The 14,134-nt window shown below is 73.7% G+C and carries 9 protein-coding genes; 2 read left to right on the forward strand and 7 right to left on the reverse strand.

The window, feature by feature from the left end; genetic code table 11:
- The first annotated feature begins 108 nt into the window (after positions 1-108).
- On the forward strand, positions 109-2,391 hold the full coding sequence (locus tag NF338_RS12400) for a SpoIIE family protein phosphatase (RefSeq protein WP_264031065.1): 2,283 nt from the start codon (positions 109-111) through the stop codon (positions 2,389-2,391).
- Between the two features lie 22 nt (positions 2,392-2,413).
- Here the strand turns inward: NF338_RS12400 and NF338_RS12405 are convergent, their stop codons facing one another.
- The 7 genes from NF338_RS12405 to NF338_RS12435 form a co-directional block, all read right to left on the reverse strand.
- Positions 2,414-2,887 carry an ATP-binding protein gene (locus tag NF338_RS12405; RefSeq protein ID WP_208863343.1) on the reverse strand — a complete coding sequence of 158 codons (474 nt, stop codon included), beginning with the start codon at positions 2,885-2,887 and terminating at the stop codon, positions 2,414-2,416.
- Entirely contained in the window at positions 2,884-3,216 is a 333-nt protein-coding gene (locus tag NF338_RS12410; RefSeq protein ID WP_264031066.1) for an STAS domain-containing protein, read from the reverse strand. Before NF338_RS12410 ends, NF338_RS12405 begins: the two co-directional genes overlap by 4 nt.
- A 203-nt stretch (positions 3,217-3,419) precedes the next feature.
- Positions 3,420-7,022, reverse strand: coding sequence for an RICIN domain-containing protein (locus NF338_RS12415; protein ID WP_264031067.1), 3,603 nt, complete (start codon positions 7,020-7,022; stop codon positions 3,420-3,422).
- A 162-nt stretch (positions 7,023-7,184) separates the two neighbouring features.
- The gene (locus NF338_RS12420; RefSeq protein WP_264031068.1) at positions 7,185-9,350 is read right to left on the reverse strand and encodes a beta-galactosidase; all 2,166 of its coding nucleotides are present in this window, start codon (positions 9,348-9,350) and stop codon (positions 7,185-7,187) included.
- Positions 9,351-9,489: 139 nt separating this feature from the next.
- Entirely contained in the window at positions 9,490-10,830 is a 1,341-nt protein-coding gene (locus NF338_RS12425; protein WP_264031069.1) for an ABC transporter substrate-binding protein, read from the reverse strand.
- A gap of 88 nt (positions 10,831-10,918) precedes the next feature.
- Positions 10,919-11,875 carry a carbohydrate ABC transporter permease gene (locus NF338_RS12430; RefSeq protein WP_412846740.1) on the reverse strand — a complete coding sequence of 319 codons (957 nt, stop codon included), beginning with the start codon at positions 11,873-11,875 and terminating at the stop codon, positions 10,919-10,921.
- Between the two features lie 2 nt (positions 11,876-11,877).
- Positions 11,878-12,816 (reverse strand): carbohydrate ABC transporter permease, encoded by a 939-nt coding sequence (locus NF338_RS12435; protein ID WP_264031070.1) that lies wholly within the window; start codon positions 12,814-12,816, stop codon positions 11,878-11,880.
- Positions 12,817-12,991: 175 nt separating this feature from the next.
- Between NF338_RS12435 and NF338_RS12440 the strand changes: the two genes are divergently transcribed.
- Positions 12,992-14,059, forward strand: a complete 1,068-nt coding sequence (locus NF338_RS12440) for a LacI family DNA-binding transcriptional regulator (protein WP_264031071.1) — start codon at positions 12,992-12,994, stop codon at positions 14,057-14,059.
- Positions 14,060-14,134: the final 75 nt, after the last annotated feature.

Below are 14,134 nucleotides of genomic sequence, written 5' to 3' on the forward strand. Positions count from 1 at the left end.
ACCGGGCGCGGTAGCCTGGGGCACTCGACCCGGATCCTCGAGCCCAGGTGGTCCGTCGACCCGCACGCGGCATCCTGCCTGAGTGCGGCGACCCGGACGGAGGACCACGTGACCAGGACGGTCGACGAACCGGAGCTGCTGGCGCCCGGCGAGGCGGTGGACCTCGACAACTGCGCGCGCGAGCCCATCCACGTGCCCGGCATGATCCAACCTCGCGGCGTGCTGCTCGTCGTGCGGGAGCACGACGGCGTGCTGCTCCAGTCGTCGGCGAACGTCGCGCGGCACCTGGGCGTCACCGCCGAGGAGCTGGTCGGCCGGCCGCTCTCGGACGCGCTGGGCGCCGACCCGGCACGCCGGGTGCTCGACCACGCCGCGAACGTCGGTGACCTCGCCACGCGCAACCCGGTCACGCTGACCCTCGAGCGCTGGGACGGGGCGCCCCTCGCCGTGGACGCGGTGCTCCACCGCCCCCCGCTGCCCGCGGACGGGCCGGAGACCGAGGCGGTGCTCGTCGTCGAGCTCGAGACCGCGGCGGGGGCACGACCCCTGACGTTCCCCAACACGTATCTCGCCGTGCGGCACGCGCTGCGGGACCTCGAGCGCGCCGCGACCCTCGACGAGCTCTACGACGACGCGGCCCGGCACGTGCGCGAGCTCACCGGGTTCGACCGCGTGATGATCTACCGCTTCGACGCCGCGTACAACGGCGAGGTGGTCGCGGAGGCGCGCCGCGAGGACCTCAACGCGTTCCTCGGTCTGCACTACCCGGCGTCGGACATCCCGCCGCAGGCCCGGGCGCTGTACGAGAAGAACTGGATCCGGCTCATCGCGGACGTGGACTACGCGCCGCAGCCGATCGTGCCGACGCTGCTGCCGACGACGGGCGCGCCCCTCGACCTCACGTACTCCACGCTGCGCAGCGTCTCGCCGATCCACCTCGAGTACCTGCGCAACATGGGCGTGCGCGCGTCGATGTCGATCTCGCTGCTGCGCGAGGGCAGGCTGTGGGGGCTCATCGCGTGCCACCACTACGCCGGACCGCACGAGCCGCCGTACGAGGTGCGCACGGCCGCGGAGTTCCTCGGGTCGGCGCTCTCGGTCCGCCTCGTCGCGCAGGCGGAGGACGAGCGCGAGGCCGAGGTGCGGCGCGCGGAGGGCGTCCTCGCCCACCTCGCCGCCGACAGCCGCGACGAGAGCGTCCCGATCGGCACCGCGCTCACCCGCTCGGGGTGGCTGCGCCGCCTCGTCCAGGCCGACGGCGCGGTCGTCGTCGCGGAGGGCGGCCTCATCAAGGTCGGCAACGTGCCCGACGAGGACGGGTGCCGCGCGCTCGTGGCGTGGGTGCTGGGCCACGGCGAGGACCTCGTCGCGACCGAGGCGCTGAGCCGCGACGCGCCCGAGGTGGCGGCGCTCGCGCCCGACGTCGCCGGGGTGCTGGGCATCGTGCTCCCCGAGGGGCAGGTCGTCGTGTGGGTTCGCGACGAGGTGCTGCGGCACGTCGACTGGGGCGGCGACCCGTACAACAAGGCGATCGCGCAGCGCGAGGGCGAGACGGTCCGGCTCAGCCCGCGCAAGTCCTTCGAGCGTTGGCGCGAGGTCGTGCGCGGCCACAGCGCGCCGTGGACGTCGGACCAGACCGACGCCGCGACGTCGTTGCGCGGCCATCTCGTGGAGGCGCTGTACCTGCGCGGGCGCAAGGCCGTGCGGGCGACGGAGGAGCTCCAGCGCAGCCTCCTGCCGGCGCTCCTGCCCGACGTCCCGGGCTGGGCCCTCCAGTCGCGCTACGAGTCCGCCGGCACGGGCCTGGTGGGCGGCGACTGGTACGACGCCCTCGTGCTCCCCTCGGGCCGGCTCGCGCTCGTGGTCGGCGACGTCACGGGGCACGGGCTCCAGGCGGCCGCGACGATGGGCCAGCTCGGCACGACGCTGCGCGCGGCGCTCGTGAGCACGGGATCGGCGGTCGAGGCGGTGGCGCGGCTGGGCGAGGTCGCCCGCTGGACGCTCCCGGGCGAGGTCGCGACGCTCGCGGTCGCGCTCCTGGACCCGGAGAGCGGCGTCGTCGAGCACGTGTCGGTGGGTCACCCGCCGCTGCTCGTCGTCGGGCCGGACGGCACGACGACGTGGGCCGAGCGCGCGAGCGCACCCCCGTTGGGGATCGTGGACCGCGCCCCGACCGCGCACGTGCTCCAGGTGCCGCGCGGGGGAGCGCTCGTGCTCTACAGCGACGGGCTCGTCGAGCGGCGCGGCGAGTCGATCCGGGACGGGCTGAGGCGCCTCGCCGGGGTCTTCAGGGCGGGACCGGACGTGGACGTCGACGGCATCGTCACCGCGGCGCGCGACCCGCGCTCCGCCGACGACGCGACGCTGCTCCTGGTGCGTCGCGACGCCTGAGGCGGTCCGGTCGGGTCGGCGGTCAGCCGACCGGGAGGAGCGCGCTGCGCACCGAGGCCCCGGCGCGGAAGACCGGGACGTCGAACCGCGCCCACACGTGCTTCTCGCCGGTGCCGGTCCGGCACCAGCCGACCGCCGTCGACGCCCGCTGCGCGAGCACGAGGCCGAACCCGCCCGCGCCCGGCGAGCGCCGCCCGGCGACCACCGGCGCGTCCGGCGAGTGGTCGACGACGTCGACGACGAGCTCGCGCCCGTCGCTGAGCAGCCGGACGCGCGTGGGCGGCAGGCCGTGGCGCAGGGCGTTGGTGGCGAGCTCGCTCGCGACGAGGACGACGCGCTCCGGCGTCGCCTCGAGCGCGCGGTCGGGTGGGAGCGGACTGCCGGTGAGCAGGCGGTGCAGACCCTCGCGCAGCGTCGCGAGGTCGCCCAGGCCCCGCAGCGGCCAGGAGCCGATCTCGACGAAGCCGACGGGGACCGCGGCGTGCTCGACGCTCACGCGCCGTCCTCGTCGGTCGGGTCGTCCGCGAGCTCGAAGAGGTCGACGACCCCGCTGAGCTCCAGCAGGTCGCGGACGCGACGCGGGACGCGTTCCAGGACGGGGGCTCCCGAGCCCGCGGTCGCGGCGTGGTAGAGCAGCCGCAGGCCGCCCGAGTCCATGAAGGTCACGTCGCCGAGGTCGACGTGGATGCGCTCGTTCGCGGACTGTGCCAGCCGCAGCAGCTCGTCCTCGCGCCGCGCCTGGACCGCGGCGTCGATCTCGCCCCGCATCGTCCAGCGTGTGCCGCCGCTCGTCGTCAGGACGTCGCCGCTCGTCGTCGGGGTCACCGTGGTGCGCTCCTCCTCGTCCCGGCACGGTGCCGGGCACCCGGGACACGGTACGCGGACCTGCCGACGCTCGCCCTGCGATCCGCCGCGTGGCGCGGATCTCTCGTGGCCGGACCCGGACCGGGCGTCGGCCCGTCGGACGGCGACGGGCCCGGTCGACGTCGCGGACGACGTCGACCGGGCCCGTGGTGGGGCCGGACGGCTCAGCAGGTGCGCGCGTCGAACGCGACCTCGACGGGCTCGAACCCGTCGACCGTCACGACGGCCGTCCCGTCCGGGACGGACGCCGCACGCGACGCGAACGATTGGTACGCGCTCGCGCCCGGGGCGACGCCGGCGAACGTGCGCGAGCCGTACGGCGTCGCGAGCGTCACGTCGAGCGGCGCATCGCCGTCGTTCGTGGCGCGGACCGCGACGTAGACCTTGCCGGCGAGGCACCGCGTCTCGGCGACGGCCGTCACGGGTGCCGTCCCGGCGTGGGCCGTCCAGCGCAGGTCGTACGCCTGCTCCGTGCCGTCCTCGGCGGTGACGCGCACCGTCGTCGTCCCCGGGACGCCGTCGGCGGCCTCGACCGCGACCGTCGCGTACGGATCGTGCGCGACCGCCACGACGGAGGGCACCGCGCCGGTGACGGGCACGTCGTACGCCGGCACCGCGGGGTCGAACCCGGCGAGGGGCTCGCCGTCCACGGTGATGCCCGACGCCGTGGCGTCGGTCCCCGTGCCCGGCACCTTGGCGAGGACCTCGATCTCGGAGACCACCAGGTGGGTGTTCGCCCGCGCCGTGAGGACGACGCGCACGGACGACGTCCGCACGTCCGCGGGGACATCGACCGCCGGCGCGGGGCCGTCGGGCGAGGCGTCCACCGCGACCGGTGCGCCGACGTCGGTCCACGTGCCGCCCACGAGGGCCTGGAGCCGGACGGACTGCGCCCAGCTCGCGCTGGACCCGTCCTTCCAGAACCGCGTCACGACGCCCGTGACGTCCCGGTCGGCGGGGAGCGTGACCGTGAGCGTGTCGGACGTCCGCTTGGTGCCGGACACCCAGTTCGACCACGCCTTGTCCGTGAGGTTGCCGTTCACGACGCCCCCGACGGCGTAGCCCGGCTCGGTGAACGTCGCGCTCGCGGTCGTGCCCGCGGCGAGCGCGCCGTTGGCGGACGAGGCCTCGGTGACCTGGACGCGGACGGTGGCCGGGAGCGTGGCGCCCGCCCCGGCGTCGGCCGTGCCCGTGAGCTCGACGACCCCGACGGCGTCGTATGCGCCCGCGGGGGCGTCGTCCCAGACCACCGGGCGCTGCACCTCCGCGCCGCGCGCGGCGACCGCCGTGACGGTCGCGGGCAGGGCCGGGCCACCGCCCGCGTACGCCTTGGCGCGCGCGGGGAGCGTGGAGGTGAGCTCGTCGACGACGACGGTCGCCGTCGCGGGAACCTCGCCGCCGGTCGGCGTCGCCACCGTCCCCGCCACCTCGACGGTGCCGGGCTCGGCCCACGCGCCGTCGCCCGGGACGTCCCAGGTCACGGGGAGCGACCCCCGCGCGCCGTCGCGGTAGACCGGCGTGACGGCCGAGGGCAGCTCCGGAGCGGTGCCCGGGGTCGTGAACGCCTGGACCGGCTCGGTGCCCAGGACCGTCTCGTCGACGATCCGCCAGCGCTGGTTCACGCCGGAGTTCGCGAGGTAGGTGCCCACGGGGGACCCGTCGGCCGTGGCCTGGCCGCCGACCTCGAGGAGGGTCTTCGAGGACGCGTTGACGAGCGTGAAGGTGCCGTCGCCGGTCGTCGAGAGGATCCACTGCGCGGCGAGCGGGGTGTCGGCGACGTCGGCCGGGGCGGCCTGGAGGACGGCGGACGTGTCGGCCGCGACGGCGAGCTGGCGGCCCGTCGCCGCGTTCGTCACGGCGTAGCGCTCGCGGTGCGTGCCGGAGCCCTCGGGGGCGCCGAGCGCCGTGAGCTCCCACGCCTGCTCCGCGACCGGCGCGTCGGTGCGGATCACGACGCCCGTGCCCGACGCCGACGGTGCGAGCGAGCGGTCCGCCTGCACGCCGTCGAGACGGTAGGCGTGACCGTCCTGGACGAGCGCGGCGTCGTCCGCGACGCCGGAGACGCCGTCGACGACGAACGTCGTCACGGACTCGGCGGGCACGACGAGAGTGGCGCTGGGGCCGGCGTCGGCGCTCGCGGGCGTGACGGCGACCGGCTCGCCCTCGACGAGGTACCCGGCCGTGCTCGTGACCACGGGGGTGACGGTCGCATCGGACCCGACCGCACCGAACCTCGACAGGTCGAGCGTCACGGCGCGCTCGGCCTTCGTGGCATTGACGTGCACGACCGTCGCGGACGTGCCGTCGGCCGACACCGCGGCCGTGCTGCTCGCGTCGTCCGAGCGGATCAGCGAGTCGCCCGGCTCGATGTAGTGCGTGAAGTTCTGGGTCGCCCAGTACTTCGTGTTCGTGTAGATCGGGCACGTCTCGAGCGTGTCCTCGGCCGTGCAGTCGAACGGGATCTGGATCTCGCCCCAGTTCATGCCGTTCGCGCTCTCGCCGCCGGGCGCCATGTTGGCGTAGTCCTCGACCGGCTGCCAGAACACCCACGCGCTCGGCTCGAGCTCGCGCAGGTCGTCGACGATGTGCTGGGCGCTGCCCAGGCCGGACTCCATGGTCTCGAAGTCCTGGCCGGTCGAGCTCCAGTTGCCGCCGACCTCGCTCATCCACAGCGGCTTGTCCTCGCCCTTGGCGATGTCGCGGACCGTCGTGCGCTGGCCCGTGCCGTAGGTGTGGACGTTGAGCTGCGAGACCTGGTCGCGGACAGCCTGGGGGTACGCGTTCCAGTTGGTCGCGAACGTGCCGGGGTTCGTCTCGTCCATCGCCGAGATCACGGCGTCGGTCGAGGAGCCGTCGAGCGCCGCGGCGAGCGCCGGGACGACCTTCGCCTGGAGCGCCGGGCCCATGTGGGCGCCCTCCTGGCGGCCCCCGGTCGGGTTGCCGTCGCCACCGAGCTGCGTGCCCCAGTAGTTGGTGTTGGGCTCGTTGAACGGGTCGATCGTGTCGACCTCGATGCCGTGCGCGTCCTCGAGGCGCTCGGTCACGCCGACCAGGTAGGCCGCGAAGTCGTCGATGCTCTCCGTCTTGAGCTGGTCCGCGGTCGAGCTGAAGCCGCCGGAGACGTATCCGCTCACGGTCATGAACCAGGGCGGGGAGTTGCTGAAGGTCTCCCAGTGCGTGACGTCGTCCTTGATGCGGTCGACCCACCAGCGCTGCGTCGCGTCGGCGTCCGCGTCCCAGTGGTCCGGGTTCTCGGGGTCCCACCAGTCGACGTCGGTGCGCGTCGTGCCCTCGGGCGCCTTCCACCAGCCGTCGACGGCGCCGCCGGCGCGCAGGTAGTCCGGCACGTCGGGCGCGTTGCCGCCGCCGACGTTGTAGCGCGCGATGTTGAGGTTGAGGCCCTCGCCGCCGAACACCATGTCCGCGAGCCGGTCGCGGATCTCGTCCGGGTAGCCGCCCGTGGCGTTGGCGAACCACACGAGGCTCGTCCCCCAGCCCTCGAACGGCGCGCCCGCGTACGACGGGTCGGGCGTCACGGTGACGCCCGCGACGTCGGCCGCGGCCGACGCCGTGCCGCTCGTCGCCGCGCCGAGCGGCGAGGCCTGCGCGGGGAGCGCGGCGAGCGCGCAGCCCGCGACGAGCGCCCCGGCGCCGAGGCCCGCCACGACGCGGGCCCCCGTCCGGCGGGCGGCCGGGCCGCCCGGGCTCGTGCGGCGAGGACCGGGTGGTCCACCCCGCGTGGTCGTGTCGGTGTCGGTCGGGCTCATCCCTGAGCCACCTCCTTCGCGTCGCTGCGAACCGGCGGGGTGCACCGGGTGCGGGTCGTTCCCGCGGGGACTGTCGTGCCGAGGTAGAGCCCTGGTCCGCCGAGGTAGAGGCGTGGTCTCGACGACCGGGACCACTGCCTCCAGCTCGGCGGTACCAGGCCTCTACCTCGCGGTACCGGGGTTCTTCCTCGGCGGGGTCGGGTCGGCCGGGCGGCGGACGACGGCGACGCCGCGCGGCTCGAGCAGGAGCGCGCCGTCCGCCGTGCCGGACGGTGCGAGGCGACGGCCCGCGAGGACGTCGCCCGCGACGTCGGGCACCTCGACCGGGCGGGCGGTCCGGTTGACGAGGAACCAGAAGTCGTCGGTCCCGTCCGTGCGCACGGCGAGCTCGACGTCGCCGCGGACGGCGGCGGGCAGCTCGCTGCGCACGCCCGCGTCGTCGAGCAGGCGCGCGAGCACGGGGACGAGTCCGAGGCGGCCGAACCGCGTGGAGACGTAGGCGGCGGACCCCGCGCTGTCGCCGGACCGGACCGTCCGGCGGGTCACCGCCGCGCGCCCGGCCTGCTCGCCGGTCTTGTACCAGCCCAGCACGTCGACGTCGGGGTCCACGACGTCGACCGGCTCGGTCCACAGCGTCCCCTCGAGCTGCTCGCCCGCGACCTCGACGGTCGCGCTCTCGCCGTCCAGGAGCGGGGCGAACTCCTCGACGCGGATGCCGAGCAGGTCGCGCAGCGCACCGGGGTAGCCGCCGAGCCACGCGTGGTCGTCCTGGTCGACGACGCCCGAGAAGTAGGTCGTCACGAGGTGGCCGCCGCCCTCGACGAACGCCGTGAGGCGGTCGCGCAGGTCGGCGGGGACGACGTGCAGCACGGGCGCCACGACGACGTCGTACCCCGCGAGGTCCGTCGCCGTCGGCACGACGTCGGCGCGCACGCCGAGCGCGAGGAACGCCGAGTACCAGTCGAGCGCCTCCTGGCGGTAGCGCAGCCGGTCCGTGGGGTGGGAGTCGAGCTCGCTCGTCCACCACGAGTCCCAGTCGAAGACGATCGCGGCGCGTGCGGGCTTCTGCTCGCTGCCCGCGACGGGCGCGAGGTCGCGCAGCGTCGCACCGAGCGCGACGACGTCGCGGAACAGACGTGAGCGCTCACCTGCGTGCGGGAGCATGCCCGAGTGGTACTTCTCGGCGCCCGCCGCGGACTGGCGCCACTGGAAGTAGCAGACCGCGTCGGCGCCGTGCGCGACGTGCGTGAGCGAGTCGCGTGCGAGCTCGCCCGGCTTCTTCGCGACGTTGACGGGCTGCCAGTTCACCGCGCTCGTCGAGTGCTCCATGAGGAACCAGGGCCGGTGCCGGGCGATGCCGCCGGTGAGGTTCGCGGAGAACGAGAGCTCGTCCAGGGCCTGCGGGCCGGGGAGCACGTAGTGGTCGTTGGAGACGAAGTCGAGCTCGTCCGCCCACGCGGCGTAGTCCATGCCCTTCGTCTCGCCCATGACCATGAAGTTCGTCGTCACCGGGACGTCGGGCGTCGTGCGGCGCAGGATCGCGGCCTCCGCGCGCAGGTACTGGCGCAGCGCGTCGGACGAGAAGCGCTTGAAGTCGAGCTGCTGGGTGGGGTTCGGGTGCGACGCCGCGAGACGCGGCGGCAGGATCTGCTCCCATGCGCTGTACCGCTGCGACCAGAACGCCGTGCCCCATGCGTCGTTGAGCGCGTCGAGGGTCGTGTAGCGCTCGCGCAGCCACGTGCGGAAGGCCGCGGCGGCGTCGTCGGAGTAGTCGTCGACGTTGTGGCAGCCGAGCTCGTTCGAGACGTGCCACGCGACGAGCGCCGGGTGGTCGCCGTAGCGCTCGGCCATGCGCTCCACGAGGCGCAGCGCGTGCTCACGGAAGACCGGCGACGTCGGGCGCCACTGCTGGCGCGCGCCGGGCCACAGCGTCTCGCCCGTGCGCGTCTGCGGCAGGATCTCCGGGTGCTTCGTCGTGAGCCACGGCGGCGGCGAGGCCGTCGCCGTCGCGAGGTCGACCGTGATGCCGTTCGCGTGGAGCAGGTCCATGATCTCGTCGAGCCACGCGAAGTCCCACGTGTGCTCCGTCGGCTGGATCCGCGCCCACGAGAAGATCGCGAGCGAGACCACCGTCACGCCCGCCTCGCGCATGAGGCGCACGTCCTCGTCCCAGACCTCGCGCGGCCACTGGTCCGGGTTGTAGTCCGCGCCGTAGGACAGGCCCGACGGCGCGTACGCGTCGGTCGGTCCGACGGCCGCGGCCGTCGTGCCCGGCGGCGTGTGCGGCCCGGGGCGGCGCAGCCAGCGGAACGGGGTGGGGGTGGACATGCAGGCTCCTCAGGTGCTCGCAGAGCGGTGGACGGCGCGGTGCGTCGCCGGTGGTGGCCGCGTGGTCGTGCCGGGGGCACGACCACGCGACCGTGGGGCAGGTCGCCGGGCACCCCGGCAGGTGCCCGGCGGGATCGGGTCACTCGTTGACGGTGAAGCCCTGCTCCGTGCCGTACTTCGCGGACGCGTCCTGCCAGGCCTTCAGGCCGTCGGCGAGGGTCGTGCCCGAGACGTACGCCTGGCCGACCGTGTCGTTGAAGATCGAGTTCGCGTAGACCTGGAACGGCAGGTAGGACCAGCCCTCGACGACGTCGGAGGCCGACTGCGCGAGGACCTCGTTGATCTTCTGGCCGCCGAAGTACTCGGACTCGTAGCCCTGGAACTCGTCCGACCCGAGCTCGGCCGTCGTGGCCGGGAACGCGCCGCCGTCGACGCGCGCCTGCACGCCGTCGCCCGCGTTCGCGTACTCGAGGAAGCCGTAGGCGAGCGCCTGCTGCGAGCTCGCGGCGGTCACGGACAGGGCGGAGCCGCCGTTCTCCGAGCTGGCCGACGCGCCCTCCTCCCACTGCGGGAGCGGGGCGACGCGCCACTTGCCGGCACCGTCGGGCACGCCGGACTCGAGGTTCGCGGGCATCCACGCGCCGATCGCGAGCGTCGCGATCGTGCCGTTGCCGAGGCCCTGGTACCACTCGTCGCTCCACGAGCTGACCGGCGCGAGCAGGTCCTCGTCGATGAGCGTCTGCCAGGTCTCGGCGAACTGCGTGCTGCCCTCGTCCGCGAGGTCGATGGTCACGTCCGTGCCGTCGACCTGGAACGGCTGGCCGCCGGCCTGCCAGATGAGCGAGGTCGTGAAGCCCGCGTCACCGGTGTCGTTGGTGATGTAGACGTTCGGGTCCGCGGCGTGCAGCGCGCGGGCCGCCTCGACGAAGCCGTCCCACGTCGTCGGCACCTCGATGCCGTGCTGCGTGAAGACCTCCTCGTTGTAGAACAGGGCCATCGGGCCGGAGTCCATGGGGAGGCCGAAGATGCCCTCGCCCTGCTGGACGGCGCTCCACGGTCCCGGCGTGAACGTGCCGTCGAGCTCGTCCGCGCCGAGCGAGGAGAGGTCGGCGAGCGCGTCGGAGAGCGCGAACTGGGGGAGCGCGTAGTACTCGACCTGCGCGACGTCGGGCACGCCCTTGCCGGCCGCGATCGCGTTCTGGAGCGCCGTGTACTGGTCGTTGCCGGTGCCCGCGTTGACGAGCTCGACGTCGACGTTCGGGTACTTCGCCTCGAAGTCGGTGACGACCTGCTCGAGCGTGGGCTCCCAGGCCCACACCGTGAGGCTGCCGCCCTCCTCGAGAGCCGCCGCGACGTCGTCGGCCGAGCCGGCGTCCGCGCCGGAGTCGTTGCCGCCGCCGGAGCTGCAGGCGGCCAGGGCGAGGGCGACGACGCCGGTGGCGGCGACGGCGCGCAGGGCGCGGGTGGTGCGGATGGACATGAGGGTTCCTCTCACTTCGTCGTCAGACGGATCGGGCGGGGTGGGTGTGTCTGGTTGGTGCGGGGCGTGGAGACGACGCGGGTGCGCGTCACTCCTTGACGGACCCGGCCGCGAGGCCGGACTGCCAGTAGCGCTGGAGGAGCAGGAAGGCGGCGACGAGCGGGAGGATCGTCAGCAGCGAGCCGGTGATGACGAGGTCGAAGATCGCCTCGCCGCCGGCGGTCGCGGCCTGCGCGTTCCACGCGTTGAGGCCGAGGGTCAGGGGGTACCAGTCGGGGTCCTTGAGCATGATCAGCGGCAGGAAGTAGTTGTTCCAGGTCGCGACCATGGTGAAGAGCAGGACCGTGACGATCCCGGGCGCGAGCAGCGGCAGCGAGACCTGGAAGAACGTGCGGCCCTCGCTCGACCCGTCCACGCGCGCCGCCTCGAGCAGCTCCGTCGGGATCGACTCGGCGGCGAACACCCACATGAGGTAGAGGCCGAACGGCGAGATGAGCGACGGGATGATGACGGCCCACGGGGTGTTGGTGAGGCCCATCTGGCTGAACATGAGGAAGGTCGGGACGGCGAGCGCGGTGCCGGGGACGGCGACCGCGCCGATGACCGTCGCGAAGACGCCGCGCTTGCCCGGGAAGTCGAACTTGGCGAGCGCGTAGCCGCCGAGGACGGCGAGGAACGTCGCACCGCCGGCGCCGAGCACGACGTACAGGAGGGTGTTGGCGAACCAGCGGCCGAAGATGCCGTCGTCGTAGGTGAGCGTGCGTGCGATGTTGTCGAACAGCGCGAAGTCGCCGCTGAACCACAGGCCGAACGAGCTGAACAGGCTCGACTGCGTCTTGGACGCGTTGACGACGAGCCAGAACAGCGGAACGAGCGCGTAGAGCAGGACGATCCCGGCGAGGACGGTCATGAGGACGCTGCGGCGCGGGCGGGCCACGCTGTGCGGGGCGCGCGAGCGCAGGCGCACGGGCTTGCGCGTCGTGGCGCTCGTCGTCGTGCGGGACGCGGCGGGGACCGCCGGGGTCGAGGGGGTCGTGGCGGTCATCGTCAGGCCTCCTTGCGCATGCCGCGCAGCTGGACGACGTAGGCCACGATCATCGTGAGGACGCCCATGATGATGGCGACGGTCGCCGAGTAGTTGTACTGCTGGCCGGAGAAGGACAGCGAGTACGCGTACAGGTTCGGGGTGAAGTACGTCGTGATGGCGTTCGGCGCGAGGCTCTGCAGGATGCTCGGCTCGTTGAACAGCTGGAAGGAGCCGATGATCGAGAAGATCGTCGCGATCACGAGCGAGCCGCGGATCGCGGGGATCTTGATGGCCCGCACGACCTGCCACTGGGACGCGCCGTCGAGCTCGGCCGCCTCGTAGAGCGAGGTGGGCACGACGCGCAGCGCCGAGTAGAAGATGAGCATGTTGTAGCCCACGAACTCCCAGGTCACGATGTTGCCGATCGACAGCAGCACCCAGTCGGGGGAGAGCGGGTTGGGGATCGACGTGCCGAGCGCGTCGTTGAGGTTGGCGACGAGGCCGAACCGCGTCCCGTACATGAACCCCCACATGAGCGTCGCGACGACGGCCGGGACGGCGTAGGGCAGGAAGATCGAGATCCGGAAGAAGTTGCGCCCGTACAGGCGCCCCGAGTCGATCGCGAGGGCGACGAGCAGCGCGATGCCGAGCATGATCGGCACCTGGACCACGAGGAACAGCCCGACGCGCGACACGCCCGACCAGAACTGCGGGTCGGAGAACGCTCGCGCGTAGTTCTCAAGCCCGACGAACTGCGTGCCGCCCACCATCTGGGTGCGGAACAGGCTGAGGTAGATCGAGTACGCGATCGGCGCGAGGAAGACGAGCGCGAAGACCGCCATGAACGGCCCCACGAAGCCCCAGCCGGTCCACGAGCGCCGTCGGCGCCGCGCCGGGAGGGACGAAGGAGCGCCGACCGGTGGCCGGTGCCCTGCCACGGGTGGGGACGTCGTCGTCATGCTGGGGGTCCTCGTCATCGGGGGACGGCGACGTCGGTCGTCGCCGGTGTTTGCGTAAACATGAGCATGGCACGAGGTTCGGTGTTTACGCAAACATCGCCTACGCTGGTCCGTGACCGGCCACGACGTCGGTCCGGCCCAGGTACTGTGCCGACACCACGAGGACGAGGACGCCATGACCGACGGGCTCGACGACGAGACCCCCGCCCTGACGCGCACCGGGGGAGCTGCCGTCCGCACGGCACGGCGCGTCTCGATGGCCGACGTCGCGCGCGTCGCCGGGGTCTCCGCGCAGACCGTCTCCCGCGTCTCCAACGGCCACCCGGGCGTCGTCGAGGCGACGCGCTCGCGCGTCCTCGAGGCCATGACCGAGCTCGGCTACCGACCCAACAGCGCCGCCCGCGCGCTCAAGAGCGGGTCCTTCCGCACCATCGGCGTGATCCTCTTCTCGCTCGCGACCACGGGCAACGTCCGCACGCTCGAGGCCATCGCGACGTCCGCCGCCGCCGAGGGCTACGCCATCACCGTCATCCCCGTCGCCGCGCCCACGCAGGACGGCGTGCACGGCGCGTTCACTCGCCTGGGCGAGCTCGCCGTCGACGCGATCATCCTGCTCATGGAGGTCCACCTCCTCGACGTCGCGCGGGTCAGCCTCCCGCCCGGCGTCCAGGTCGTCGTCGCGGACTCTGACGCCGGCGAGAGCTACGCCGTCGTGGACACCGACCAGGCCGACGGCACGCGCCAGGCCGTGCAGCACCTGCTCGACCTGGGCCACGAGACCGTGCACCACCTCGCCGGTCCCGCGCTCTCGTTCGCGGCCGAGCGCCGCACCTCCGCCTGGCGCGCGACGCTCGAGGAGGCGGGGCGCGACGTGCCGCCCATCGAGCGGGGCGACTGGTCGCCGTCGTCCGGCTACGAGGCCGGGCTGCGTCTCGCGCAGCGCGACGACGTGACCGCCGTGTTCGTCGCGAACGACCAGATGGCCCTCGGGCTCGTGCGCGCCCTCCACGACGCGGGCCGGCGCGTGCCCGAGGACGTGAGCGTCGTCGGGTTCGACGACCTGCCCGAGTCGAGCGAGTTCCTGCCCCCGCTCACGACGGTCCACCAGGACTTCGCCGAGGTCGGGCGCCGGCTCGTCGCGCAGGTGCTCCGCCAGGTCCGCGAGGGTGTCCACGAGGCCGGCACCCGCCTCGTCCCGACCCGCCTCGTCGAGCGCGCGAGCACCGCCCCGCCCCCGCGATAGACCCGCTCCGGGGCGCCGAGCACGGGGTCGTCGCCCGGTCTCGGAGGCTCACGGGCCGTAGCCGCATGCTCGGAG

This window comes from Cellulosimicrobium sp. SH8, from assembly GCF_025818875.1.
Classification (GTDB): domain Bacteria; phylum Actinomycetota; class Actinomycetes; order Actinomycetales; family Cellulomonadaceae; genus Cellulosimicrobium; species Cellulosimicrobium cellulans_D.